21 protein-coding genes are annotated in these 25,399 nt (G+C 60.5%); 17 read left to right on the top strand and 4 right to left on the bottom strand.

The features are described from left to right. The first annotated feature begins 144 nt into the window (after nucleotides 1–144). The gene (locus ACIPL2_RS26820) at nucleotides 145–2,151 is read left to right on the top strand and encodes a sigma-54-dependent Fis family transcriptional regulator (RefSeq protein ID WP_401361469.1); all 2,007 of its coding nucleotides are present in this window, start codon (nucleotides 145–147) and stop codon (nucleotides 2,149–2,151) included. Here the strand turns inward: ACIPL2_RS26820 and ACIPL2_RS26815 are convergent. After that, nucleotides 2,131–3,180, bottom strand: a complete 1,050-nt coding sequence (locus ACIPL2_RS26815) for a LacI family DNA-binding transcriptional regulator (protein WP_401361467.1) — start codon at nucleotides 3,178–3,180, stop codon at nucleotides 2,131–2,133. The genes ACIPL2_RS26820 and ACIPL2_RS26815 overlap by 21 nt on opposite strands. A gap of 182 nt (nucleotides 3,181–3,362) precedes the next feature. Here ACIPL2_RS26815 and ACIPL2_RS26810 point away from each other — a divergent pair, with 182 nt between their 5' ends. The 4 genes from ACIPL2_RS26810 to ACIPL2_RS26795 are packed head-to-tail and all read left to right on the top strand — an operon-like array spanning nucleotide 3,363 to nucleotide 6,926. Continuing rightward, the gene (locus ACIPL2_RS26810) at nucleotides 3,363–4,463 is read left to right on the top strand and encodes a fatty acid desaturase family protein (protein WP_401361465.1); all 1,101 of its coding nucleotides are present in this window, start codon (nucleotides 3,363–3,365) and stop codon (nucleotides 4,461–4,463) included. Nucleotides 4,464–4,501: 38 nt separating this feature from the next. Next, nucleotides 4,502–4,822 (top strand): MocE family 2Fe-2S type ferredoxin, encoded by a 321-nt coding sequence (locus tag ACIPL2_RS26805; RefSeq protein ID WP_401361463.1) that lies wholly within the window; start codon nucleotides 4,502–4,504, stop codon nucleotides 4,820–4,822. 18 nt (nucleotides 4,823–4,840) lie between these two features. Further along, nucleotides 4,841–6,082: an NAD(P)/FAD-dependent oxidoreductase gene (locus ACIPL2_RS26800; RefSeq protein WP_401361461.1), complete on the top strand. Its 1,242-nt coding sequence runs from the start codon at nucleotides 4,841–4,843 to the stop codon at nucleotides 6,080–6,082. A 1-nt stretch (nucleotide 6,083) separates the two neighbouring features. Next, nucleotides 6,084–6,926 (top strand): sugar phosphate isomerase/epimerase family protein, encoded by an 843-nt coding sequence (locus tag ACIPL2_RS26795; RefSeq protein ID WP_401361459.1) that lies wholly within the window; start codon nucleotides 6,084–6,086, stop codon nucleotides 6,924–6,926. 2 nt (nucleotides 6,927–6,928) lie between these two features. Here the strand turns inward: ACIPL2_RS26795 and ACIPL2_RS26790 are convergent, their stop codons facing one another. After that, a complete protein-coding gene (locus ACIPL2_RS26790; RefSeq protein ID WP_059404264.1) occupies nucleotides 6,929–7,849 on the bottom strand; it encodes a MurR/RpiR family transcriptional regulator in 921 nt (306 codons plus the stop codon). A gap of 311 nt (nucleotides 7,850–8,160) precedes the next feature. Here ACIPL2_RS26790 and iolC point away from each other — a divergent pair, with 311 nt between their 5' ends. The 10 genes from iolC (at nucleotide 8,161) to ACIPL2_RS26740 (ending at nucleotide 20,993) form a co-directional block, all read left to right on the top strand. Further along, nucleotides 8,161–10,098, top strand: coding sequence for a 5-dehydro-2-deoxygluconokinase (gene iolC, locus ACIPL2_RS26785; protein WP_401361456.1), 1,938 nt, complete (start codon nucleotides 8,161–8,163; stop codon nucleotides 10,096–10,098). Between the two features lie 161 nt (nucleotides 10,099–10,259). Beyond that, nucleotides 10,260–11,150, top strand: a complete 891-nt coding sequence (gene iolE, locus ACIPL2_RS26780) for a myo-inosose-2 dehydratase (protein WP_401361454.1) — start codon at nucleotides 10,260–10,262, stop codon at nucleotides 11,148–11,150. After that, nucleotides 11,150–11,959 carry a 5-deoxy-glucuronate isomerase gene (gene iolB, locus ACIPL2_RS26775; RefSeq protein WP_401361452.1) on the top strand — a complete coding sequence of 270 codons (810 nt, stop codon included), beginning with the start codon at nucleotides 11,150–11,152 and terminating at the stop codon, nucleotides 11,957–11,959. The genes iolE and iolB overlap by 1 nt, the downstream gene beginning before the upstream one ends. Before the next feature lie 29 nt (nucleotides 11,960–11,988). Then, nucleotides 11,989–12,810, top strand: coding sequence for a TIM barrel protein (locus tag ACIPL2_RS26770; protein ID WP_401361450.1), 822 nt, complete (start codon nucleotides 11,989–11,991; stop codon nucleotides 12,808–12,810). Between the two features lie 171 nt (nucleotides 12,811–12,981). Beyond that, complete coding sequence (gene iolD, locus ACIPL2_RS26765; protein ID WP_401361448.1) at nucleotides 12,982–14,913, top strand: 3D-(3,5/4)-trihydroxycyclohexane-1,2-dione acylhydrolase (decyclizing); 1,932 nt, start codon at nucleotides 12,982–12,984, stop codon at nucleotides 14,911–14,913. A gap of 41 nt (nucleotides 14,914–14,954) precedes the next feature. After that, nucleotides 14,955–15,965, top strand: coding sequence for a Gfo/Idh/MocA family protein (locus ACIPL2_RS26760; protein WP_401361446.1), 1,011 nt, complete (start codon nucleotides 14,955–14,957; stop codon nucleotides 15,963–15,965). Between the two features lie 161 nt (nucleotides 15,966–16,126). Then, entirely contained in the window at nucleotides 16,127–17,179 is a 1,053-nt protein-coding gene (locus ACIPL2_RS26755) for a Gfo/Idh/MocA family protein (RefSeq protein WP_401361444.1), read from the top strand. A 147-nt stretch (nucleotides 17,180–17,326) separates the two neighbouring features. Then, nucleotides 17,327–18,253, top strand: coding sequence for a sugar ABC transporter substrate-binding protein (locus ACIPL2_RS26750; protein WP_401361442.1), 927 nt, complete (start codon nucleotides 17,327–17,329; stop codon nucleotides 18,251–18,253). A 70-nt stretch (nucleotides 18,254–18,323) separates the two neighbouring features. Further along, nucleotides 18,324–19,889: a sugar ABC transporter ATP-binding protein gene (locus ACIPL2_RS26745; protein ID WP_401361440.1), complete on the top strand. Its 1,566-nt coding sequence runs from the start codon at nucleotides 18,324–18,326 to the stop codon at nucleotides 19,887–19,889. A 78-nt stretch (nucleotides 19,890–19,967) separates the two neighbouring features. Further along, on the top strand, nucleotides 19,968–20,993 hold the full coding sequence (locus tag ACIPL2_RS26740; RefSeq protein ID WP_059404254.1) for an ABC transporter permease: 1,026 nt from the start codon (nucleotides 19,968–19,970) through the stop codon (nucleotides 20,991–20,993). Nucleotides 20,994–21,178: 185 nt separating this feature from the next. On the opposite strand, the gene ACIPL2_RS26735 is transcribed toward ACIPL2_RS26740, so the two are convergent. Both ACIPL2_RS26735 and ACIPL2_RS26730 read right to left on the bottom strand, forming a co-directional pair. Next, complete coding sequence (locus ACIPL2_RS26735) at nucleotides 21,179–22,744, bottom strand: methyl-accepting chemotaxis protein (protein ID WP_401361437.1); 1,566 nt, start codon at nucleotides 22,742–22,744, stop codon at nucleotides 21,179–21,181. A 98-nt stretch (nucleotides 22,745–22,842) separates the two neighbouring features. After that, nucleotides 22,843–23,817 carry an aliphatic sulfonate ABC transporter substrate-binding protein gene (locus tag ACIPL2_RS26730; RefSeq protein WP_401361435.1) on the bottom strand — a complete coding sequence of 325 codons (975 nt, stop codon included), beginning with the start codon at nucleotides 23,815–23,817 and terminating at the stop codon, nucleotides 22,843–22,845. Nucleotides 23,818–24,040: 223 nt separating this feature from the next. Here ACIPL2_RS26730 and ACIPL2_RS26725 point away from each other — a divergent pair, with 223 nt between their 5' ends. Both ACIPL2_RS26725 and ACIPL2_RS26720 read left to right on the top strand, forming a co-directional pair. After that, on the top strand, nucleotides 24,041–24,256 hold the full coding sequence (locus ACIPL2_RS26725) for a molybdopterin-binding protein (RefSeq protein ID WP_059404251.1): 216 nt from the start codon (nucleotides 24,041–24,043) through the stop codon (nucleotides 24,254–24,256). A 190-nt stretch (nucleotides 24,257–24,446) separates the two neighbouring features. Then, complete coding sequence (locus tag ACIPL2_RS26720) at nucleotides 24,447–25,388, top strand: aliphatic sulfonate ABC transporter substrate-binding protein (protein WP_401361433.1); 942 nt, start codon at nucleotides 24,447–24,449, stop codon at nucleotides 25,386–25,388. The last annotated feature ends 11 nt before the right edge of the window (nucleotides 25,389–25,399 follow it).

Below are 25,399 nucleotides of genomic sequence, written 5' to 3'. Positions count from 1 at the left end.
GCTGGTACAAGGGAGGAAGCAAAGGCTGTGCCAATATTTAAATCGTTGATATTCAACGATTTATTGAAATATCAACGATTTAAGTGTTCATTCAAACGACATGTCTATACTGACATGTCAAAAATATGAACATAGGAGAAGCAGGTGATTCCCCAGCCCCTGGCCGTCAGCGAACAAGACCTCGACTACATCACCGCACTCGGTCCGGCGTCGTTGAGCGAAGGGCCGATCCCCGAGCTGGAGCAGGCCTGGCTGGTGTGTCTGGACGGGCAGGTTGAGCGACCTGTCGGGGTCCGGCAGGTGATTTGGGATTCGTGGCGGCGCAGCCTCAGTGCCGGCCTCAATCCGGACGATGGCGCATACCGTTTTGTTGCCCAGACCGATCTGGCTGCAACGCTGGCGGCCAATCGCATATTGATCGCCGCAGCGGCCGAGGTCATGCGCGGATTGCTGGCATACAACCCCAGGGGCCACATCAACCTGACCGATGCCGAAGGCACGACGCTGTATTTCTGCGGCCTGGACCTCACGCCGATCGGCAGCCGTTTGCTGGAGTCGGTGCAGGGCACCAATTGCACGGGGCTGGCGCTGGCCGAAGACCGCTTGGTCTATGTGCTGGCCGAGGAAAACTTCGGCCTCGGCCTGCGTCGGCGGCGCATGCATTGTGCTGCCGCGCCGATCCGCGATGCTCAAGGCCGGACACTGGCCATGCTGACCCTGACCGCCGAGCCGGGCTGGTTTCATTTCCATACGCTGGGCACCGTCCAGGCAGCCGCCGAAGCGGTCTCGCGGCAAATGGCGCTTCAAGCCTTGCTGGAAGAACAACAAACCGTCCTCGAAGTGCTCAACGAGGGGCTGGTGGTGCTGGATGAGCGCGGTTGCATCAAGGCGCTCAACCGCTACGCCCGGCAACTGTTCCGCGTCGGTCGCGACTTGCTCGGCAGTCCGTTCCAGCGTCTGGGCCAGAGCGAGCTGACCAACGAGATTCTGCTGCGCGGCGGGGAAGGGCTACGCGACCTGGATTGCACGTTCGAGCTGCACGATCGCAGTCACCTGGCGTGCCTGGTGTCCGTGTGCTCACTGGAGCAGGGCGGGCGGATTGTGTCGTTGCGCGAGAACCGGCGCATCCGCGAAATTACCCGGCGGATCATCGGTACTCAGGCCAGCTACACCTTCGACACCATTCAGGGCAATTCCCGTGCGATTCAGGACGCTTTGCACCTGGGACGGATCGCCAGTCGCAGTGATTCGACCACCTTGATCCTCGGTGAAAGCGGCACCGGCAAGGAGCTGTTTGCCCAGGCGATCCACAACGCCAGCGACCGTTGCAGCGGTCCGTTCGTGGCGGTCAATTGCGGGGCGATTCCCCGTGATCTGGTGCAAAGCGAACTGTTCGGGCACGTCGAGGGCGCCTTCACCGGGTCGGCCCGTGGTGGCTCGGCCGGGAAGTTCGAATTGGCCGATGGCGGCACGATCTTCCTCGACGAAATTGGTGACATGTCGTTCGATGCCCAAGTCAGCCTGCTGCGCGTCTTGCAAGAAGGCGAAGTGACGCCGGTCGGCGCGAAAAAATCCCGGCAGGTGAACGTGCGAATCATCGCCGCTACCCATCGCAACCTGAGTCAGGCAGTGGCCGATGGCGCTTTCCACGAGGACCTTTACTACCGCCTCAACGTGCTGAATTTGACAGTGCCGCCGCTGCGGATGCGCCGCGAAGATGTGCCCTTGCTGGCGCAACATTTTCTCGGTCGTTGCGCACGCTCACTGCGCAAATCGGTGCAGGGCATCTCGCCCCAGGCGCTGGATATTCTTTGCGCCTACCACTGGCCGGGCAATGTTCGCGAGTTGGAAAATATCATTGAGCGCGCGACCAATCTGGCGGTGACCGAACTGCTCCAGCCCAATGATCTACCGCATGAAATCAAGCAAAGGCAGCAGCCCACAACGCCCGGAATGTCGCCTGAACCCAGGGCCGCCCTGGACCTCGGCGCCCATGAAATGAACGCGATCATCGCCGCCCTCAAGGACACAGGCGGCAACATCCGTCTGGCCGCCAGACAGCTGAACGTTTCCCGTGGCGGGCTGTACAACAAGATGAACCGGTTCGGGCTGAGTGCCGATGCTTTTCGTTCAGGGGCGGGCGTTCTCTGAGGTCACGATCTGCAATGGAATGTGGATGCGATGCCGGACGGGATCGAAGTCCGGCGTGGTCTGCAATTCGATCATCAAGTCGACCAGCGCCGCCGCCAGCAATCGCGGCTGGGAATCGATGACCAGGCTGATCAATCCCTGCGCGAGGGCCTGGCGCGACAGCTCGGTCGACTCCTGCAAAATGCAGCACAGCGACGGTCGTTTCGGTAGCTGCGACAGGGCACTGATGACGCCGTCGCCACCACCGCCGACCACGCACACACCGCGCAAGTCGGCATGCCGCGCCAGCAGGTCCAGCGTGGCCTCTTCGGTGATGTCGTTATTGTCCAGGTTGATCACCGCTTCCAGTAGCCGCAACCCCGGTGCGTGCTCCGTCAGGTAGCTGCGCAAGCCCTCGACCCGCGCCTGATGGCCGAGAAAACGGTGCCCACCGAGCAACACCCCGACGCTGCCTTTGCGGGCGCCGCAGGTGTGAGCCATCAGCCAACCCATGGTCCGTCCCAGCTGATGATTATCCTGGCCGACATAAGGCTCATCCGCCGTCTCGTGGATATCGGAGAGCAGCGCAATCACTGGCACGCCAGCCTCCCTGATTTGAGCGATAGCGGCGTTGATCAATGGATGCGCAAAGCTGACCACTGCCAAGCCATCACACTGCACCGCCAGTTGTTCGATCTGGGCAATGATCGCGCTGGGCGTGCGATCGAAAACATACTCGAATTGAAGGCTCAGGTTGGCGCCGGTTTGACGCTGTGCCGCTTCAGTGATGGCGGCGGCCACGTTGCTGTAAAACGCCTGGGCGGTGCCGAGCAAGAGGATGCCGAAACGGTAGCTGGGGCGCCGTTCGCGGATCCGCTGGCCGATCAGCCGGGCGGCGAAATAACCCACCGCCTCGGCGGCCTGGAACACTTGCTCGGCGGTGTCCGGATTGACCGGCGCCCTGGCGTTGAGCACCCGGTCCACGGTGGCGACACTCAAGCCCGCGTGCTCAGCGACGGTGGCGATGGTTGGGCGTTTAGTGGTGTTCATGGCGGTCCCGGCAAACGCTTTGATAGAAAACTATCAAGCTTCAATGGGCCTGGATGATAGCTTGATAGGGAATGTATTCAAGGGCTTGAGGGTAATCAGTGGGCTCTCTATCGTTTCTCCAACGATGTGATCCCGCATCGAAGCAAGTGCCCACAACCATCAAGCTTGCGGAGAACAATAAAATGCCTGAACAAAACGCAGCCTATGAACGCCCTGATAAACCCGTGCCTCGGGATTATCGATTGATCGGCCCCGAAGCCGCCAAAGCCGCGCAAAAAGGCCTGGTGTCAGCCAGCTGGTACCAATCGCCCATTTCCCGCAAACGCATGAAGGAATTGATGCAGCGCCGCGACGGCCCGGCCTTGCGCGATACCGCCCTCTGGTTGCTCTCGATGGTCGTCACCGGGTTCGGTGGCTACTGGTTCTGGGGCTCCTGGGCCTGCGTTCCGTTCTTCTTCGTCTACGGACTGCTCTACGGCACCGCATCGAATGCCCGTTGGCATGAAACCGGTCACGGCACGGCGTTCAAGACCCGCTGGATGAACGACGTGGTCTACCAGCTATCGAGCTTCATGTTCATGTTCGAACCACATGTCTGGCGTTGGAGCCACGCCCGGCACCACACCGACACCATCATCGTCGGCCGCGATCCGGAGATCGTCGAGCCGCGTCCGCCCAGCCTGATCAACATGGTGCTGAGTCTGTTTCGCATGCCTTATGCGATCAAGACGATGGGGTCGGTCTGCCGGCATGTAACCGGGCGGATGGCGGAAGAAGAGCAGACCTTCATCCCTGAATCCGAGTGGCCGAAAATCTTTACTGCTGCGCGCATCTGGCTGGTGATTTATGGACTGACCATCGCGGCTGCACTGTATTTGCAGAGCTGGCTGCCGCTGATGTTCATCGGTTTGCCGACGCTGTACGGCGGCTGGCTGTCCTACCTGTTTGGCCTGACCCAGCATGTCGGCCTGGCCGAGGACGTGCTCGATCACCGCAGCAACTGCCGCACTATTTACATGAACCGGGTGCTGCGCTTTATGTACCTCGACATGAACTATCACCTCGAGCATCACATGTACCCGATGGTGCCGTTTCACGCGTTGGCGCAGCTTCACGAAGAGATCCGCCACGACTGCCCGCCGCCGTACAGCGGCCTCTTCGAAGCCTTCAAGGAAATCCTCCCGACGATCTGGAAGCAGCGAAAAGACCCGACGTATTTCGTCCGTCGCCCTTTGCCACAACGTGCAGAACCCGCCGTCACCGCTCAGGCAGAGCCCGCCTGATAGCTCCCCGTTCTAACCCTTACAAGAGAGAAAACGCCATGACCGATCAATGGATCGACGTCTGCGCCGTGGGCGAAATAAATGAAGAGGATGTCATTCGTTTCGACCACGGCCCGCACACCTATGCCGTCTACCGCTCTGCCGACGACGAGTTTTTCGCCACGGCCGGCCTGTGCACCCACGAGTCCATCCACCTCGCCGATGGCCTGGTGATGGACCATGTCATCGAGTGCCCCAAGCACAACGGGCGGTTTGACTATCGCTCCGGCAAAGCCTTGGGCGCGCCGGTATGCGTCAACCTCAGGACCTATCCGGTCCGGGTCGAGGCGGGGCGTGTCTTGCTCGCCATCAGCGTTTAACTGCGCGGAGTCTGTGCCATGAATCCTGCCAATGCTCCACTGGTTATCGTTGGCGCCGGGCATGCCGGTGGCCGTGCAGCGCTGACCTTGCGTGCTGAGGGTTATCGCGGTCGCCTGATCCTGATCGGCGACGAATCCCACCCGCCTTACGAACGTCCGCCGCTGTCGAAAGGGCTGTTGCAAGGTACGGTTGAGCTGGCGGGTTGTAGCTTGTGCGACAGCGCCCGGCTCGCCGAACTGGACATTGAACACCTGGCTGGCAACCCGGTGAAAAGCCTCGATCCGCAGCAGCATCGATTGCAGTTGGCCGATGGTCGCTGGGTGCAATATGCCCGACTGTTGCTGGCGACCGGGGGCAGGGCGCGGCTGTTGCTTTCGGTGCCCGAACATCTGCCCAACGTGCTGTATCTGCGAACCCACGATGAGGCGTTGGCGCTGCGCGAATCGCTGCAACCCGGCACTCGACTGGTGATCATCGGCGGCGGCTTCATCGGTCTGGAAGTGGCCGCGACCGCCCGAGCCTTGGGTTGCACGGTGACGTTGCTTGAAGCGGGTCCGCGCCTGGCGGGCCGCGTCCTGCCGGAGCGATTGTCCCGTGTCTTGCTGGAACTGCATCGCCTTCAGGGCGTGGATGTCCGACTCAACGTGTCCATTGAGACGGTGCTGGGCGCCGCCCGCGCCGAGGCGGTGCAATTGGTCGACGGCCAGTTGTTGCCCTGCGATTTGATCGTGGTGGGCATCGGCATGCAGCCCAACACCGAGTTGGCTGTGGCGGCCGGGCTTGAGGTCGGTCAGGGCATTCGCGTCGATGCGCAGTTGCGTACCAGTGCGCCGGACATCTTTGCGGCAGGCGACGTTTGTGAATTTCGTCTGCACCCGCAAGGGGTTTTCCAGCGCCAGGAAACCTGGCGCAACGCCGAAACCCAAGGCCGTCACGCCGCGCTGAACCTGCTGGGCGCAGAACTGCCCTTCGAAGTCATTCCCGGTTTCTGGTCCGATCAATACGACTGGGGGCTGCAAACCGTGGGCCTCATTGCCAACACCGAACCGACGGTGAGCCGGACAACCCCGGGTGGCGGTTTCCTGTTGTTCTACCTCGATGCCGAACAACGTCTGCTGGGCGCGTGCGGCTGGGGCCAAGGCAATAGCGTCGCCAAGGACATCAAGCTGTGCGAACGGCTGATTGCCCATCGAAACCCGCTTTCGACGGGCGCATTAGCCGACGCCGATGTCTCGCTCAAACAACTGCTGAGGAACTGACATGCGCGAATTCCTGGTGTTTCAGTCCTTGTGGGCCATGCAAGATCACCGTGGCCAGTGCGATCTGTCCATCGAAGCTCAGTTGGAGAAAATCGCCGCCGCCGGTTTCGACGGCATCACCGACCATTATTGGCGCGCGCCACAGGCTGCACGCCTGAGCACCGCCGCCAAGGCGCAAGGCCTGCAAATCGAAGGTCAGCTGTTTCCCCGGAGCGTCGATGACCTGGCCGCCGCGCTCGATGTCGTTTCGCGCTACGGCTGCCATCACCTCACGCTACAGGCCGACGTCCGCCCAGGCACGCTGGCGCAGGCGATCAAACTGGTCGAAGGCTGGCAGCGCCTGGCCGAGCAGGTGGACTTCCCGATCCTCTTGGAAACCCACCGTTATCGCCTCACCAACGACCTGTTGTTCACCCTTGATCTACTCAAGGAAATGCCCGACCTCAAACTGTTGGCCGACCTGTCGCACTATGTCGTGGGCCGCGAATTGCCGGAAGCGGCGACTGCCGAAGACGACGAACAGATCCACAGCATTCTGCGCCACAGTTGGGGTTTCCACGGTCGGGTCAGCAATGGCGAACAGGTCCAGGTGCCCTTGAGTTTTGCCCGGCATCGACCCTGGCTGGAGCGTTTCCTTGGCTGGTGGCGCTATGGGATCGAGGATTGGCTGGCCCGCCCGAACACACCGGCCAGCTTGTCCTTCACCTGCGAACTCGGCCCACCGCCTTATGCGATCACGGGGGCCGATGGGCGCGACATCACGGATCGCTGGGAGGAGGCGTTGATGTTGAAGGCGCTGATGCGTGGGGTGTGGACTGACTGCCAGGAGCCGTCAAAAGAGTGATGTCAGTCCTCAAACCCGACCTGCTCATGAATCTCATCCATCTTTAGCTCCAGGCGATAAGCCACGGCGATGAACAGCGCCTGGCACAGGCACAAGGTCGCACTCAATGAGCGAAACGCAAACGACGAGCCTTCATTGACCAGCAGCACCGTGTTCGCGCGTTTGGCCAGCGGCGAGAGGTTGCTGTCGGTGATGATCAGGGTTTTCGCCTGATGGTGCTGGGCGATGCGCAGGCAGTGCTGGGTTTCCTTGCCGTAGGGCGTGAAGCTGATGGCGATCACCAGGTCATTGGCGCGCACGCTGCGCATCTGCTCGCGGTAACTGCCACCGAGGCCTGAAACCAGGTGGATGCGCTTGTTGGTGTGTTGCAGGTTGTAGACCAGGTAATCGGCCACGGCGAACGAGCGACGCACGCCGACCACGTAGATGTTGTCGGCATTCACCACTAGGTCCACTGCCTTGTCGAAGGCCTGGTCATCGAGTTCCAGCCCCAACCGTTCGATGCCTGACAGGGTCGCGTCGATGCACTCGCGCGCCAGGTCGCCGCCGCTGGCCTTCTGCGACTTGTTGGCGATCATGCTGCGGATGCGCTGCTGGTAGTTCTGCACCGGCGTGGTCTTGTGCGTATAGGCCTCGCGAAACAGCGCCTGCATTTCGCTGAAACCGCTGAAGCCGAAACGCTGGGAAAACCGCACGATGGCCGACGGATGCACTTCGCACTCGCGGGCGATGTCGCTGATGCGGTCGACCATGATCCGGTCGCTTTGCTGGCTCATGTAACTGGCGATGCGCTTGAGCTGGCGCGGCAGGCTTTCGTATTCGTCGGTGATCAGCTGCAGCAAGCGCTCGGCATTGATCGGTGGGCTGGCGAGGTCGCTCTCGGGCGTGCTCTCGGTCGTCGCCGGCTGATCGGTGCGGGTCATAAGGAATCCTTCTGGCTTGTTCTTATAGGGAGGACAGTTGCCGTCATCCCGTGACAATAGGTTGGCTGTGCGCAGTCTACAGGGTAGGTCGGAATAAAATCTTGAGCTTGCCGTCAGTGTGAGCGGTGCTGAAACGATGCACTGCCTCTGGAACGCCCGTACTGAAGTTTATTGGAAAAAATATTCCACGTAAAAAATATTTGGAATAATTATTGATTGTTCGGTCTCGGTCGTTTTAGTCTGCATCCACCAAGAGCGTTCGACGCGGTCATCGCCTCGAACGCAGGCTGATAAAAATAACAGGAGCCAGCATGGGCCAGACTCGTTTTGCCAGTGGGCGTCAATTGGATTTGATCTGCCTCGGGCGCCTTGGCGTCGACCTCTACGCGCAGCAAGTCGGTGCGCGGCTGGAGGATGCCAGCAGCTTCGCCAAGTACCTCGGCGGCTCGTCCGCCAACATTGCTTTCGGCACGGCCCGGCTGGGCCTCAAGTCGGCGATGCTGAGCCGGGTAGGGGACGACCACATGGGTCGCTTCCTGGTCGAATCCCTGACCCGCGAAGGCTGCGACGTCAGCGGGATCAAGGTCGATCCGGAACGCCTGACGGCCATGGTGCTGCTGGGCCTAAAGGACCGCGAAACCTTTCCTCTGGTTTTCTACCGTGAAAACTGCGCCGACATGGCGTTGCGGGCCGAAGACATCAGCGAGGCTTTCATCGCCTCCAGCAAGGCCTTGCTGATCACCGGCACCCATTTCTCCACCGACGGCGTCTACAAGGCGAGCATCCAGGCACTGGACTATGCCGAGAAGCACAACGTCAAACGCGTGCTGGACATCGACTATCGTCCGGTGTTGTGGGGCCTGGCCGGTAAGGCCGATGGCGAAACCCGCTTCGTCGCCGACCAGAACGTCAGCCAGCACGTGCAGAAAATCCTCCCGCGTTTCGACCTGATCGTTGGCACGGAAGAAGAGTTTTTGATTGCCGGCGGTTCCGAGGATTTGCTCACGGCGCTGCGCAATGTCCGGCGCCTGAGCGCCGCGACCCTGGTGGTCAAGCTCGGCCCGCAGGGTTGCACGGTGATTCACGGGGTGATCCCGGAACGTCTCGAAGACGGCGAGATTTACCCAGGCGTGCGGGTCGAAGTGCTCAACGTTTTGGGCGCCGGTGATGCCTTCATGTCGGGCTTCCTCGCCGGTTGGCTGGAGGACGCCAGCGACGAGCGCTGCTGCCAGTTGGCCAATGCCTGTGGCGGTCTGGTGGTGTCGCGTCATGCCTGCGCCCCGGCCATGCCGACCCGCGCCGAACTCGATTACCTGTTCAACAGCCCGGTGCCGATTACCCGGCCGGATCAGGACGCGGTGTTGCAGCGTCTGCATCAGGTCAGCGTGCCGCGCAAACAGTGGAAGCAGCTGTTCATCTTTGCCTTCGACCATCGCGGGCAACTCGTAGAACTGGCGCACAAGGGTGGTCGCGACCTGAGCGCGATCGGCGAACTCAAGCAACTGTTTATCCAGGCCGTGGAGCGAGTCGAAGCCGATTTGCGCGAGCAAGGCATCGACGCCGATGTCGGGCTGCTGGCCGATCAACGCTTCGGCCAGGACTCGCTGAACGCTGCCACCGGTCGTGGCTGGTGGGTGGCGCGGCCGGTCGAAGTGCAGGGCTCGCGGCCATTGGCGTTCGAACACGGGCGCTCCATCGGCAGCAACCTGATTGCCTGGCCGCAAGAACAGATCATCAAGTGCCTGGTGCAATTCCACCCGGACGACGAGCCGCTGCTGCGTCTGGAGCAGGAAGCGCAGATCAAGGGGTTGTATGAGGCGTCGCAAATCAGCGGCCATGAACTGCTGCTGGAAATCATCCCGCCCAAGGATCACCCGTCGGCGCATCCCGATGTGTTGTACCGGGCACTGAAACGCCTTTACAACCTGGGCATCTACCCGGCGTGGTGGAAGATCGAAGCGCAGAGCGCCGAGGAGTGGAAGCAACTCGATGAACTGATCCAGGAACGTGATCCGTACTGCCGAGGCGTGGTGTTGCTGGGGCTGAACGCACCGGCGGCGGCACTGGCCGAAGGGTTTCAGCAGGCCAGCCAGAGCCAGACCTGTCGCGGGTTTGCCGTGGGCCGGACGATTTTCCAGGAGCCGAGTCGCGCGTGGTTGGCCGGTGAAATCGACGACGAAGCGCTGATCCGCCAAGTGCAGGGCACGTTCGTCGAACTGATCGATGCCTGGCGTACCGCCCGCGCCTGATGGACTGACGCATTTCAAATGTGGGAGCGGGCTTGCTCGCGAAGAGGCCGGCACATTCAACATTTTTGTTGCCTGACACACCGCTTTCGCGAGCAAGCCCGCTCCCACAAGGGATCTGCGTCGTTCTTACTGATTTTGTGTAAACAATAAAAGGTGCAGCCATGCCCGCTATCCGAATTGGCATCAACCCGATTTCCTGGAGCAACGACGACCTGCCGTCCCTCGGTGGTGAGACGCCGCTGAGCACCGCGCTCGGCGAAGGCAAGGAAATCGGCTACGAAGGTTTCGAACTCAACGGTAAATTCCCCAAGGATGCCAAAGGCGTCGGTGACGTGCTGCGGCCTTACGATCTGGCGCTGGTGTCCGGTTGGTACTCCAGTCGATTGGCGCGCCGTTCCGTGGCCGAGGAAATCGATGCCATCGGCAGCCATGTCGAGCTGCTGGCGAAGAACGGCGCCAAGGTGCTGGTGTACGGCGAAGTCGCTGACTCGATTCAAGGCCAGCGCATTCCGCTGGTGGAGCGCCCACGCTTCCATACCGAACAAGCGTGGCAGGAATACGCCGACAAGCTCACCGAGCTGGCGCGTTTCACCCTGTCCCAGGGCGTGCGCCTGGCGTATCACCACCACATGGGCGCCTACGTCGAATCCCCGGCGGACATCGACAAGTTGATGGCCCTGACCGGCAGCGAAGTCGGTCTGCTGTTCGATTCGGGCCATTGCTACATGGGCGGCGGCGAACCCTTGCACGTCCTGCGCAAACACATCGAACGCATCTGCCACGTGCATTTCAAGGACGTGCGCAAACCGGTAGTGCAACTGGCGCGCAACCACCTGTGGAGCTTCCCGGACTGCATCATCAACGGCACCTTCACTGTGCCGGGGGATGGCGATATCGATTTTGCCGCACTGCTCGATGTGTTGCTGGCCAACGATTACCACGGTTGGCTGGTGGTTGAAGCCGAACAGGACCCGGCGGTGGCACCGAGTTATGTCTACGCCAAAAAAGGCTACGACACCTTGCGTGCGCTGCTCGACGAGAGGATTGCATGATGAGCCTGCAGATCAAAAGCAATGCCCGTGGCCGGACCATGGTCGAGTTGGGCGAGGGTGAGTTGGAATACGTCGGTTTCGCCGCGTACCGCTTGAGCCTCGGCGAAACCTTGCCGGTGTCGGCGGGCGATAAAGAACTGTGCCTGGTGCTGCTCAGCGGCCGCGTCAGCCTCAAGGGCGAAGCACCGGGGCAGGGCGCGTTCGACTGGGACAACATCGGCGATCGCCAGTCGGTGTTCGAAGACAAATCACCCTTCGCCGCGTACTTGCCGCCGGGCAGTCAGGCGCAAGTGGTCGCCCTCAGCGATGTGCAAATCGCCGTGTGCGCCGCGCCCGGTTCGACGAGCACTGGCCTCGGCCCACGCCTGATCCAACCCGAAACCATGAAGCGCAGCGTGCGCGGCAAGGGCGCCAATACCCGTTACGTCTGCGACATCCTGCCGGACACCGAGCCTGCTCATTCGCTGCTGGTGGTGGAAGTGCGCACGCCGTCGGGGCACTCCTCGAGCTATCCGCCGCACAAGCACGACACCGACGACCTGCCGCACCAGAGCTTTCTCGAAGAAACCTATTACCACCAGATCAACCCGCCCCAGGGCTTTGTGTTCCAGCGGGTCTACACCGATGACCGCAGCATCGATCAGGCCATGGCCGTGGAAAACAGCGACCTCGTCGTCGTGCCCAAAGGCTATCACCCGGTCAGCGTGCCCTACGGTTACGAGTCCTATTACCTGAACGTGATGGCCGGTCCGAAACGCGTCTGGCAGTTCCATAACGACCCGCAGCACAGCTGGCTGATGGACCTCTGATTCCAACCCTTGCACGGAGAACAAGAATAATGAGCAAGCCCCTGCGTTTCGCCCTGAACCGTATGGTCGCCCCACGTTTGTCCCTGCCGGCGTTCATCGAGCTGGCGGTGGCCCTCAAGGCCGACGCCATCGAGATCCGCAACGACCTCAAGGGTGTCGAGATCGAGGACGGCACCGCGCCCGAGCGCGTGCGTGAATTGTGCGCGGCCAACGGCATCAGCGTGCTGTCGATCAACGCGTTGTACCCGTTTGATGTGTGGAATGACGAGCGCCGTGCGCAGGCCTTGACGCTTGCCGCGTATGCCCGTGACTGCGGCGCCCAGGGCTTGGTCATGTGCCCGCTGAATGATCGCGCCGATTCGCGCAATGAAGCCGAACGGGCTTCGGGTTTGCGTACTGCGTTGACCGAACTGGCGCCGATCCTGCGCGATCACGGCCTCCTCGGTTTCATCGAACCGCTGGGTTTTGAAGAGTGCTCGTTGCGCCGCAAGCGTACGGCAGTGGATGCGATCAAGGCCATCGGCGGGCTGGATGTGTTCCAGCTGGTTCACGACACCTTTCACCATCACCTGGCCGGCGAGCAGGAGTTCTTCCCCGAGCTGACCGGGCTGGTGCACATCTCCGGCGTCGAGGATGCCGAAGCCCCGCTGGCCAGCATCCGCGACGGCCATCGCGTGCTGGTGGGCGAGGGCGACATCCTCGGCAACGCGGCGCAAATCGACACCTTGCTCAGCACCGGTTACAGCGGCTACCTGTCATTCGAACCATTCGCCGACAGCGTCCATGGCCTGGCAGACATCGAACAGGCGATCGGCGCGAGCATGGATCACCTGCAAAAATCCCTCGCCTGACATGGTTATCGAATTGATGGAGATCACCTGTGGGAGCGGGCTTGCTCGCGAAGGCGGCCGCACATTCAGCATTGATGTCGCCTGACACACCGCTTTCGCGAGCAAGCCCGCTCCCACAGTGATCGCATTTCAAGGCACACACCGGATTTAGCTTCAAAGGAAGGTGCAAGTATGACCACTACAAGACTGACCATGGCCCAGGCCCTGGTGAAATTCCTCGATAACCAGTACATCGAGGTCGATGGGGTCCAGAGCAAATTCGTCGCCGGGGTCTTTACCATTTTTGGCCACGGCAATGTGCTCGGCCTGGGCCAGGCGCTGGAGCAGGACAGCGGCGACCTGGTCGTGCATCAGGGCCGCAACGAGCAAGGCATGGCCCACGCTGCCATCGGTTTCGCCAAACAACACCTGCGGCGCAAAATCTACGCCTGCACTTCATCGGTGGGCCCCGGCGCCGCGAATATGCTGACGGCTGCCGCCACCGCGACCGCCAACCGCATTCCCTTGCTGTTGTTACCCGGCGATGTCTACGCCTGCCGCCAGCCGGACCCAGTGCTGCAACAGATCGAACAGTTCCACGACCTAAGCATCAGCACCAACGATGCTTTCAAAGCCGTGAGCAAATACTGGGACCGCATCAACCGTCCCGAGCAACTGATGAGCGCGGCGATCCACGCCATGCGTGTGCTCACCGACCCCGCCGAAACCGGCGCGGTGACCCTGGCCTTGCCGCAAGACGTGCAAGCCGAAGCCTACGACTACCCGGATTATTTCCTGCAAAAACGCGTGCACCGCATCGAGCGGCGTCCGGCCACCGAAGCGATGCTCGGCGATGCGCTGGCGCTGTTCAAAGGCAAGCGCACACCGCTGATCATTTGCGGCGGCGGGGTGCGTTATTCCGGGGCCAATGCCGCGTTGCAGGCGTTTGCCGAGCGCTTCGACATTCCGTTCGCCGAAACCCAGGCCGGCAAGAGTGCGGTGGTGTCCAGCCATCCGCTCAACGTCGGCGGCATCGGTGAAACCGGTTGCCTGGCGGCGAATCTGCTGGCCAAGGACGCTGACCTGATCATCGGTATCGGCACGCGCTACAGCGATTTCACCACCGCGTCGAAGTCATTGTTCCAGCACCCGGACGTGCAGTTTATCAACCTGAATATCAGCCCCTGCGATGCGTTGAAGCTCGACGGTGTGCAACTGTTGGCCGACGCCAAAGCTGGCTTGCAGGCACTGGCCGACGCACTGGGTGATTACCGCTCGAGCTGGGGCGATCAACCGCGTCAGGCCAAAGCGCAACTGGATGAGGAAGTCGACCGCCTCTATCAGATCGAATACCAGGCCAAGGACTTCGCCCCGGAAATCAACGACCACCTGGACCCGGCGGTCCTGCGCGAATTCATCGAGCTGACCGGTTCGTGCCTGACCCAAAGCCGCGTGCTCGGCGTGCTCAACGAAACCCTGGCCGACGACGCCGTGATCGTCGCCGCCGCCGGCAGCCTGCCCGGCGACTTGCAACGCAGCTGGCGCAGCAAGGGCGTGAACACCTACCACGTCGAGTACGGTTATTCCTGCATGGGTTACGAGGTCAACGCTGCACTGGGTGTGAAACTCGCCGAGCCGGAGCGCGAGGTCTATGCACTGGTGGGCGATGGCTCCTACATGATGCTGCACTCGGAGCTGGCGACCTCGATTCAGGAGCGACGCAAGATCAACGTGGTGCTGCTGGACAATATGACGTTCGGTTGCATCAACAACCTGCAAATGGGCAATGGCATGGACAGCTTCGGCACCGAGTTCCGCTTCCGCAACCCGGAAACCGGCAAACTCGATGGCGGCTTTGTGCCGGTGGATTTCGCCATGAGCGCGGCGGCCTACGGCTGCAAGACTTACAAGGTGAACACTGTTGCAGAGCTGCACGCGGCGTTGGCCGATGCGCGCTTGCAGACGGTGTCGACGCTGATCGATATCAAGGTTCTGCCCAAGACCATGATTCATGGCTACCTGTCCTGGTGGCGGGTCGGCGTGGCGCAAGTCTCCACCAGCGCTCGCACCGATGCGGTGGCCAAGACTTTGAATGAACGACTGGCCAAGGCCCGTCAGTACTGATTGCCCCTGAAACCAACAATAATTTTCGCAGGAGAATTTCTATGTCATTGAAGCTTGGCGTCATCGGCACCGGGGCCATCGGCCAAGACCATATCCGTCGTTGCAGCCAGACCTTGCTCAATAGCCAGGTCGTCGCGGTCACCGACATCAATGTGCAGCAAGCCGCGAAGGTCATGTCCGACCTGAAACTGACCGCCGAGGTCTATCCCGATGGCCACGCGTTGATAAACGCGCCTGAGGTCGAAGCGATCCTGGTCACCTCTTGGGGCCCGAGCCACGAAGAGTTCGTGCTGGCGGCGATTGCCGCAGGCAAACCGGTGTTCTGCGAGAAGCCGCTGGCCGTCACCGCCGCAGGCTGCCGCAAGATCGTCGAGGCCGAAGTGGCCCACGGCAAGCGCCTGGTGCAGGTTGGTTTCATGCGTCCCTACGACGAAGGTTATCGCGCGCTCAAAGCGGTGATCGACAGCGGCCAGATTGGCGAACCACTGATGCTGCACTGCGCGCACCGCAACCCGACCGTGGGCGAAAATTACAAGACCGACATGGCGATCACCGACACGCTGATCCATGAACTGGATGTGCTGCGCTGGTTGCTCGACGACGACTACGTCTCCGTGCAGGTGGTGTTCCCACGTAAATCCAGCAAAGCCCTCGCGCACCTGAAAGACCCGCAAATCGTCCTGCTGGAAACCGCCAAGGGCACGCGCATCGACGTCGAAGTGTTCGTCAACTGCCAGTACGGTTATGACATCCAGTGCGAAGTGGTGGGGGAGACCGGCATCGCCAAACTGCCGGAGCCGCAACAGGTGCAATTGCGCAGTGGCGCGAAGCTGTCGAATGCGATTCTGATGGACTGGAAGGATCGCTTTATCGCCGCGTATGACGTGGAGTTGCAGGCATTTATCGATGGCGTGCGCGCCGGCCAGGTGGGCGGTCCATCGGCATGGGACGGCTTCGCCGCCGCCGTCGCCGCCGACGCGTGCATCGAAGCCCAGAACAGCGGCCAGATCGTCAACGTCAGCCTGCCCGACCGCCCCCACTTCTACGCCTGACCCCCAATCCCCTGTAGGAGCTGTCGAGTAAAACGAGGCTGCGATCTTTTGACGTTGGTTTTTAAGATCAAAAGATCGCAGCCTCGTTTTACTCGACAGCTCCTACAGGGGGCGGTGTTGATCCCGTGAGCGGCTACATAACAATAAGAAGGAATGCACACATGCGTATCGGACTTGTCGGTTACGGCCATGGCGGCCGGTTTTTCCATGCTCCGCTGCTCAGCAGCCTGCCGGGTGCGACGTTTGTGGGCGTGGTCACCCGGTCACCGGAGCGCCGCCAGTTGCTGGCCGCCGAGCATCCCGGCGTGCCGGCCTTCGACAGCATCGGCCAACTGGTGGAAGCCGGCATCGACGTGCTGGTGGTGTCGACGCCGCTCAAGGGCCGCCCGGCGCTGGTGCTCGATGGCATCGAACACGGCGTGGCGGTGGTCAGCGACAAACCATTCGCCGCCGATGCGCAGCAGGCACACACCCTGATCACCATGGCCGAGCGCCAGGGCGTGCGGCTCAGCGTCTACCAGAACCGGCGCTGGGATTCGGACTTCCTCACGGTGCGCAAACTCATCGAGTCCGGCGCGCTGGGTCAGGTCACGCGTTTCGAATCGCGGATCGAACGTTACTCGCCGCACGCGGTAAACAACGGCAGCGGCGGCGGTTTCCTGCGGGATTTGGGCAGCCATCTGGTGGACCAGGCGTTGCAGTTGTTCGGCCCGGTCACCCGGGTGTATGCCGAACTTGAGTACCTGGAAAAAGGCCAGGCCTTCGACAACGGCTTCTTTATGTCGCTGACCCACGCCAATGGCGTCATCTCGCACCTGGGCGGCAGTTGCCTGCAAAACAGCCCCGAACCGCGCTTTCGGGTCACGGGCACCCAAGGTTGCTACAGCGTCGATGGGCTGGACGGGCAGGAGGCTATGGCGCTAGCCGGGCTCTCGCCAAAATCCGAAGGCGAGCGTTGGGGTGTCGAAGAGCATCGACGTTGGGGCTGGTTCGAACACGGCGAGGAACGTGAACGCGTGCCCTCCGAGCGTGGCTGCTGGAATCAGTTCTATATACAGCTACAAGCCGCGTTACAGAGCGGTGGCCCACTGCCGGTGGAAGCGCGTGATGCACTGGCGACCACCCGTGTCCTGGACGCTGCGCGATTGAGTGCTGAGCGCCATCAAGTGGTGGATTTGGGCCAGTTCGACCACCGTGGAATGAAAACAGAATAAAATTCTAAAATTGGTTGATATAGAAATTATATTCCAATAGAGTCATTTCCAGCGACCTGCCTCGCGACCCGTTGCGCTCGTTTCCCGCTTACTGAAATCGTCACGCCATATCCATAAAACCAACAAGAATGTGGAGAAAGACTTTTCATGAAGACCCCGATCCGTTTCACCGCACTTGCCCTGTCCCTGATGTTCGCCAGCGGCGCTGCATTGGCCGACATGAAAATCGGCGTGAGCATGTCCCAGTTCGATGACACCTGGCTGACCTACCTGCGCGAATCCATGGACAAGAAAGCCAAGTCCTACCCCGATGGCGTGCAGCTGCAATTCGAAGATGCGCGCAGCGATGTGGTCAAGCAGTTGAGCCAGGTCGAAAGCTTCATCAGCCAGAAAGTCGATGCCATAGTTGTCAACCCGGTGGACACCGCCGCCACCAGGAAAATCACTGAAGCCGCCGTCAAGGCCGGCATTCCGCTGGTTTACGTCAACCGTCGCCCGGATGACTTGAAGCTGCCCAAAGGCGTGGTCACGGTGGCCTCCAATGACCTGGAGGCCGGTGAAATGCAGATGCAATACCTGGCCGACAAAATGGGTGGCAAGGGCGACATCGTGATCCTGTTGGGCGACCTGGCGAACAACTCCACCACCAACCGCACCAAAGGCGTAAAAGAGGTGCTGGCCAAATACCCGAACATCAAGGTCGAGCAAGAGCAGACCGGCATCTGGCTGCGGGATAAAGGCATGACCCTGGTCAACGACTGGCTGACCCAGGGCCGCAAGTTCGATGCCGTGGTGGCGAACAACGACGAAATGGCCATCGGTGCCGCGATGGCCCTGAGTCAGGCCGGCGTCGACAAGGGCAGTGTGTTGATCGCGGGGGTCGACGGTACGCCGGACGGCTTGAACGCGATCAAGAAAGGCAACATGACGGTCTCGGTGTTCCAGGACGCCAAGGGTCAGGCGGATGGTTCGATCGACACCGCCGTGAAGATGGCCAAAAACGAACCGGTTGAGCAGGCGGTGTGGGTGCCCTACCGCTTGATCACCCCGCAAAACGTCGACACGTTCAAATAGTCCTTCCGTTCAATAACAACAATAAGCACGCAAGGTTGCCACCGCGACCTTGCTGATGGAGTACCTGATCATGTTCGCTTCAGCGACTGCTTCGAGCACCCCGTTGGTGGGTATCCAGCCAACCGCAACACCCGTCGATGAGCCGTACCTGCTGGAGATCATCAACGTCAGCAAGGGTTTTCCCGGTGTGGTGGCCTTGTCCGATGTGCAGCTGCGGGTGCGCCCCGGTTCGGTGCTGGCCCTGATGGGCGAGAACGGCGCCGGCAAATCGACCCTGATGAAAATCATCGCCGGCATCTACCAGCCGGACGCCGGCGAACTGCGCCTGCGGGGCAAAAAGGTGGTGTTCGAGACGCCGCTGGCGGCGCTCCAGTCCGGGATCGCGATGATCCACCAGGAACTCAACCTGATGCCGCACATGAGCATCGCCGAGAACATCTGGATCGGCCGTGAGCAGCTCAACGGTTTCCACATGATCGACCACGGCGAAATGCACCGCTGCACCGCGAAACTGCTGGAGCGTTTGCGAATCAACCTCGACCCCGAGGAGCAAGTCGGCAACCTGAGCATCGCCGAACGGCAGATGGTCGAGATCGCCAAGGCCGTGTCCTACGACTCCGACATCCTGATCATGGACGAACCGACCTCGGCCATCACCGACAAGGAAGTTGCCCACCTGTTTTCGATCATTGCCGACCTCAAGCGCCAGGGCAAAGGCATCATCTACATCACCCACAAAATGAATGAAGTGTTCGCCATCGCCGATGAAGTCGCGGTGTTCCGTGACGGTGCCTACATCGGCCTGCAACGCGCCGACAGCATGGACGGCGACAGCCTGATTTCGATGATGGTCGGTCGCGAACTGAGCCAGTTGTTCCCGGTGCGCGAGAAGCCGATCGGCGATCTGTTGCTGTCGGTGCGCGACCTCAAGCTCGACGGCATTTTCAAAGGGGTTTCCTTTGACCTGCATGCTGGCGAGATCCTCGGCATCGCCGGGTTGATGGGCTCCGGGCGGACCAACGTCGCCGAAGCAATTTTCGGCATTACTCCCAGTGACGGTGGCGAAATTCGCCTCGATGGGCAGGTGGTGCGCATCACCGATCCGCACATGGCGATCGAGAAGGGCTTCGCGTTGCTGACCGAGGATCGCAAGCTCAGTGGCCTGTTCCCGTGCCTGTCGGTCCTGGAAAACATGGAGATGGCGGTGCTGCCGCATTACGCCGGCCATGGCTTCATCCAGCAGAAAGCCCTGCGGGTGTTGTGCGAAGAGATGTGCAAAAAACTGCGGGTGAAAACCCCGTCGCTGGAGCAGTGCATCGACACCTTGTCCGGCGGCAATCAGCAGAAAGCCTTGCTCGCACGCTGGCTCATGACCAACCCACGAATTCTGATTCTCGACGAGCCGACCCGTGGCATTGATGTCGGCGCCAAGGCCGAGATCTACCGGCTGATTTCCTACCTCGCCAGCGAAGGCATGGCGGTGATCATGATTTCCTCGGAGCTGCCGGAAGTACTCGGCATGAGCGACCGCGTGATGGTCATGCACGAGGGCGACCTGATGGGCACCCTCGACCGCAGCGAGGCAACTCAGGAACGGGTCATGCAACTGGCTTCCGGAATGTCCGTGGTTCATTGACGGTTCCAGGCATTTAAACGGTTTCTGCTGGCGACCCGCGTACGGGTCGCCGGCAACGCTATAGAAGGATGAGTGGCTATGAACAACGCGATACTGGAAAACAAACCCGCGGTAACCCCGGCCAAGTCGCGCCGGCGCTTCCCCACGGAATTGAGTATTTTCCTGGTGCTGATCGGCATCGGCCTGGTCTTCGAAGTGTTCGGCTGGATCGTGCGTGACCAGAGCTTCCTGATGAACTCCCAGCGTCTGGTGCTGATGATCCTGCAGGTTTCGATCATCGGCCTGCTGGCCATCGGCGTGACCCAGGTGATCATCACCACCGGCATCGACCTGTCGTCCGGTTCGGTGCTGGCATTGTCGGCGATGATCGCCGCGAGCCTGGCCCAGACCTCGGACTTTACCCGTGCGGTGTTTCCCTCGCTGACGGACTTGCCGGTGTGGATACCGGTGATCGTCGGGCTGGGGGTTGGGCTGTTGGCGGGTGCAATCAACGGTAGCATCATCGCGATCACCGGGATCCCACCGTTCATTGCCACCCTCGGCATGATGGTGTCGGCCCGTGGCCTTGCGCGTTACTACACCGAAGGTCAACCGGTGAGCATGCTCTCCGATTCGTACACGGCCATCGGTCACGGTGCGATGCCGGTGATCATCTTCCTGGTGGTGGCGGTGATTTTCCACATCGCGCTGCGCTACACCAAGTACGGCAAATACACCTACGCCATCGGCGGCAACATGCAGGCGGCGCGCACGTCGGGGATCAACGTCAAACGCCATTTGGTGATCGTCTACAGCATCGCCGGGTTGCTGGCCGGATTGGCCGGGGTGGTGGCTTCGGCCCGCGCCGCGACCGGGCAGGCAGGGATGGGCATGTCGTATGAGCTGGATGCGATTGCCGCCGCGGTGATCGGCGGCACCAGCCTGGCGGGCGGAGTAGGGCGCATCACCGGCACAGTGATCGGCGCCCTGATTCTCGGGGTCATGGCCAGCGGGTTCACCTTCGTCGGGGTCGATGCCTACATCCAGGACATCATCAAGGGCCTGATCATTGTGGTGGCAGTGGTCATCGACCAGTACCGCAACAAGCGCAAACTCAAGCGCTGATACTGATCGTCCACAAAAACCGATCCCTGTAGCAGCTGCCGAAGGCTGCGTCCGGCTGCGCAGCAGTCGTAAACCCTGAGCACGCGGTGGGTCTAATTCACCGCATTGTCTGATCTTACGACTGCTGCGCAGCCGGACGCAGCCTTCGGCAGCTGCTACACGGATCGCGTGCGAAGCGTGATCCGTTATCGGTTAAAGCGTTCGACCAGTGAGTACTGGGTCTTGGCTGTCTGCGTCAGCTCCCTGCTCAACTCGGCCGAATGCCTGGCTTGTTCGGACGTCTGATCGGCCAGGGTCGCGATGGTGGTGATGTTACGGCTGATCTCTTCGGCCACGGCCGTCTGCTCTTCAGTCGCGGCAGCAATCTGGGTGGTCATGTCAGTGATGTTCGCTACGGCTTCACTGATGCCCACCAACGCCTTGTCTGCCTCAAGCACCCAGGCCACGCCCTCTTCGGCCTGTCGATGCCCACTTTCCATGGTCTTCACGGCGTTATTGGACGAGATCTGCAGCTTGGATATCAGGCTATGGATCTGAGTGGTGGACTGAGTAGTGCGCTGTGCCAACTGACGCACTTCGTCCGCCACCACCGCGAAACCTCGACCCATGTCGCCGGCGCGGGCGGCTTCGATGGCGGCGTTCAGCGCCAGTAAGTTGGTCTGGTCGGCAATGCCTTTGATGACGTCGACCACCGTGCCGATTTCATTGCTGTCTTTGGCCAGTTGCGCAACCGTCAGCCCGGTTTCTCCAACTACTGCCGAGAGGCGCTGGATGGCTTCCCGGGTATCGCGAGCGACATCGCGTCCACGTCCGGTCAGCACATTGGCTTCCTGGGTCGCGTCGGCGGTGCGTTGCACGTGGCTGGCGACCTCTTGTGTCGTTGCCGCCATCTGATTGACCGCGGCCGACACTTGCTCGGTCTCGATTCGCTGGCGATCCAGCCCCTGCGAACTCTTGCTGGCGAGAACGTCAGATTGCCCGGCGAGGCCCGTGAGTTGCTCAGCCGTGTCCTGTAGCCGCGTGAGGCAAGTCTTGAGACGCGATGCCTGGCTCACAAAGGCCGTTTCAAGGCGAGCTTGAGGGCCGCGTTCGTCGCTGTACATTTGTGCGATCAGTGAGTCGGAGGTCGACGGTTCAGCCGAATCCAGCAGGTGCAGCGTCCCGCGTTTTTGCCAGCGCCCGGCAATCAGTCCGATCGGCAGCGATACCCCGACCGTCACGGCGAACGCCACAGGCGTACTGAGAAAAACGCCACCTAACGTGCCCACGACGCCCATCGCCAGGAACGGCAGCCAGTCGAGAAGCGCAGGCTGCCATTTATCGCTGCCGGGAACCGCTGACTTTCCGAGGCTTATACGGGTGTACAGCGCTTCGGCACGGCGGATCTGTTCGGCCGTCGGTTTGACCCTGACCGATTCATAACCGACCACCTGGCTGCCTTCGAAAACCGGAGTGACATAGGCGTTGACCCAGTAATGGTCGCCATTTTTTGAACGGTTCTTGACGATGCCCATCCACGGCTTGCCCTGCTTGAGGGCGCCCCACATGTGGGCAAAGATGGCGGAGGGCACGTCGGGGTGCCGAACGATGTTTTGCGGGGCGCCGATCAGGTCGCCCTTGTTGAAACCGCTTATTTCTACGAAGGCGTCGTTACAGTACGTAATGACGCCCCGTGCATCCGTTGTCGAGATGAGTTTTTGTTGAGGTCCAAGGGCAACCTCGCGCTGCGTAACCGGTTGGTTGTTTCTCATCTGTATTGCTCCTATGCCCTAAGGTAGAGGCATCGGCAGCAATCCGGAAAAGGTGAATGCATCTGTCTGAAAGAGTGCGTCACAGGTCGGAAATGACCTCATGGCTTCCAGATATCGACGTCTTTGGCATCCACGGCCTTAGGCAACAACCCCGCAGCAAAAAACGCATCGGCGATTTTCTGTTGCTCACCCAACTGATCGCCTTTCACCGGCTGTACCTGGTAACTGCGATGAGTGTTGGCTGACTCGACCGTTGCCACATCCAGATTGCCCCACAACGGACTGAGCACTTGAGCCGCCTCGCGGGGATTGTGTTTAACCCACTCACCGGTCTTGTGCAGTTGATCGTAAACAACCTTGAGCACTTCCGGATGCGCCTTGGCGTAGCTCGTGCTGGTCAGGTAATAGCGTTTGTAACTGGCCAGGCCTGCGCCGTCAGCCAGGGTGCGCGTTGGCAGTTGACGTTGTGCGCTGGTGAGGAAGGGTTCCCAGGTGACCCAGGCGTCGACCTTGTTGTTCTCGAAAGCGGCGCGGCCATCGGCGGGCGACAGGTACGCGGGCTGGATGTCCGAGAACTCCAGGCCGGCTTTTTGCAGCGCAGCGATGAGCAAATAGTGGGCGCCGGCGGCCTTGGTCACCGCGACTTTCTTGCCTTTCAAATCCGACAATTGATGCAAGGGAGAATCCTGGCGCACGACGATTGCCTGTGCAGAAGGCGAGGGCGCTTCCTGGGCGAAGTACGTCAGTTTGGCCTGCGCGGCCTGGGCGAAAATCGGCACGGTATCGGCCACGTCAGCGCTGATATCGACGTTGCCGACATTCAGCGCCTCCAGCAGCGGCAGGCCACTGGGGAATTCATGCCAGCTCACATCGATGTGCTGCTGCGCGAGCGCTTTATCCAGCGTGCCTTGGGTTTTCAGCACGGTGATGAGGGTCGATGACTTCTGGTAACCGATTCGCAGTGTTTCGTTGGCCTGAACCGGCAATGCGAAGGCCAAGGCCAGCGCAACAACCCAACCGGCCATGACCGGACGATGGACATTCGCTGCAGCGTTTTTGGTGGGTTTTGACATGGCACGCTCGACAGTTGGCAGAGGAGAAGGGGCTATCTGCCATGAAGCATAAGGTTCTAAAAAATAATCTATAAATAATATTTAGGAATTAGCATAAGGGTTTTTGTTATTCTATTAAGGAATAAACAAATCATTATTTATTCCTTTTTTTGTTGGCTCAGGAGGTGCACTTTGAAGGCCTGCACCACGGTGCGAACTCAGCCATTAGAAAGGAAGCCTCATCATGACCATCAAAGCGATCAACGTCCGGAACCAGTTCAAAGGCGTCATCAAGGAAATCGTCGAAGGCGAAGTGGTTTCCGAAATCGACGTGCAAACCGCTTCCGGGATCGTCACTTCCGTGATCACCACCCGCTCAGTGCGCGATCTTGAATTGAAGATCGGCAGCGAGGTCATTGCCTTCGTCAAATCCACTGAGGTTTCGATTGCCAAGCTCTGACCGGACGAACCGACGGCTTCGATCGAAGCCGTCTGGCATAACCTTATAATTATATGATTCTTTCATAATTATTCGTCACTAATATAATCAAAACAGCTTAATGGCTTGGCCTTGGAGCCTCGCCGGACGCAACACCGCTGACTCGGTTTCCTGCTCAGCCTCTCTCAACCCACCCCTACCAAGGCCTTTCATGAAGTTGAAAAAACTCATCGTCGCCGCCAGTCTGTTGTTCGCCACCGCCGGGGCTCATGCGCAGCAAACCATCGATATCAGCTACCAGCGTTCTTCGACCTTATGGATTCTGCTCAAGCAGAACGGCCAACTGGAAGAGCGTTTGAAACCCCTGGGCTTCACCGTCAGCTGGCATGAATTCAGCACCGGTCTGCTCAGTTCCCTGAACGCGGGCAGTGTCGATCTGCATGCCGACGTCGCCGATGCGTTTGCCTTGTTCACCCAGGCGGCCGATGCGCCGCTGACCTATTACGCGCGGGAAAATCCATCGTCCGGCGCCCAGGCGATCATTGTTCAGGACAATTCACCGATCCACAGCGTCGCCGATCTGAAAGGCAAGACGGTCGCGGTCTCCAAAGGCTCGGGCAGCAACTTCCTGTTGATTTCAGCGTTGAAAAAAGCCGGGCTGACCCTGGCCGACATCACGCCGCGTTACCTGGAAGCGCCGGATGGCGGCGCTGCTTTTGCCAACGGCAGTGTCGATGCCTGGGCCATCTGGGACCCGTTCCTGGCCACCCAACAACGGGATCATCACGTCCGTGTGCTGGCCGATGGCAAGGACGGTATCGCGAATTACAACCGCTTCTACCTGGCCACTTCGAAGTTCGCCAACGCGCACCCGGACGTGCTGCAAGTCACCTTTGACACCCTGCGCGAGACCGGGCAGTGGGTCAAAGCGCACCCGCAAGAAGCGGCACAGATTCTCGGGCCGCTGTGGGGCAACATTCCGCCGGCCACGGTTGAACTGGCGAACACGCGCCGCAGCTACGACATCGTTCCGGTTAAGGTCGATGAACTGGCCGAGCAGCAACGAATCGCCGACACCTATTACGCGGCGAAGCTGACGCCTAAACCGTTGAAGGTCTCCGACATTGCTGTCTGGACGCCGAAAGCGAAGTAAGGAGCGTTGCC

Source organism: Pseudomonas sp. NPDC086251, from assembly GCF_044746405.1.
GTDB lineage: Bacteria > Pseudomonadota > Gammaproteobacteria > Pseudomonadales > Pseudomonadaceae > Aquipseudomonas.
Note: the sequence above shows the minus strand (reverse complement) of the source record. Positions and strands in the feature narration are given on the sequence as shown.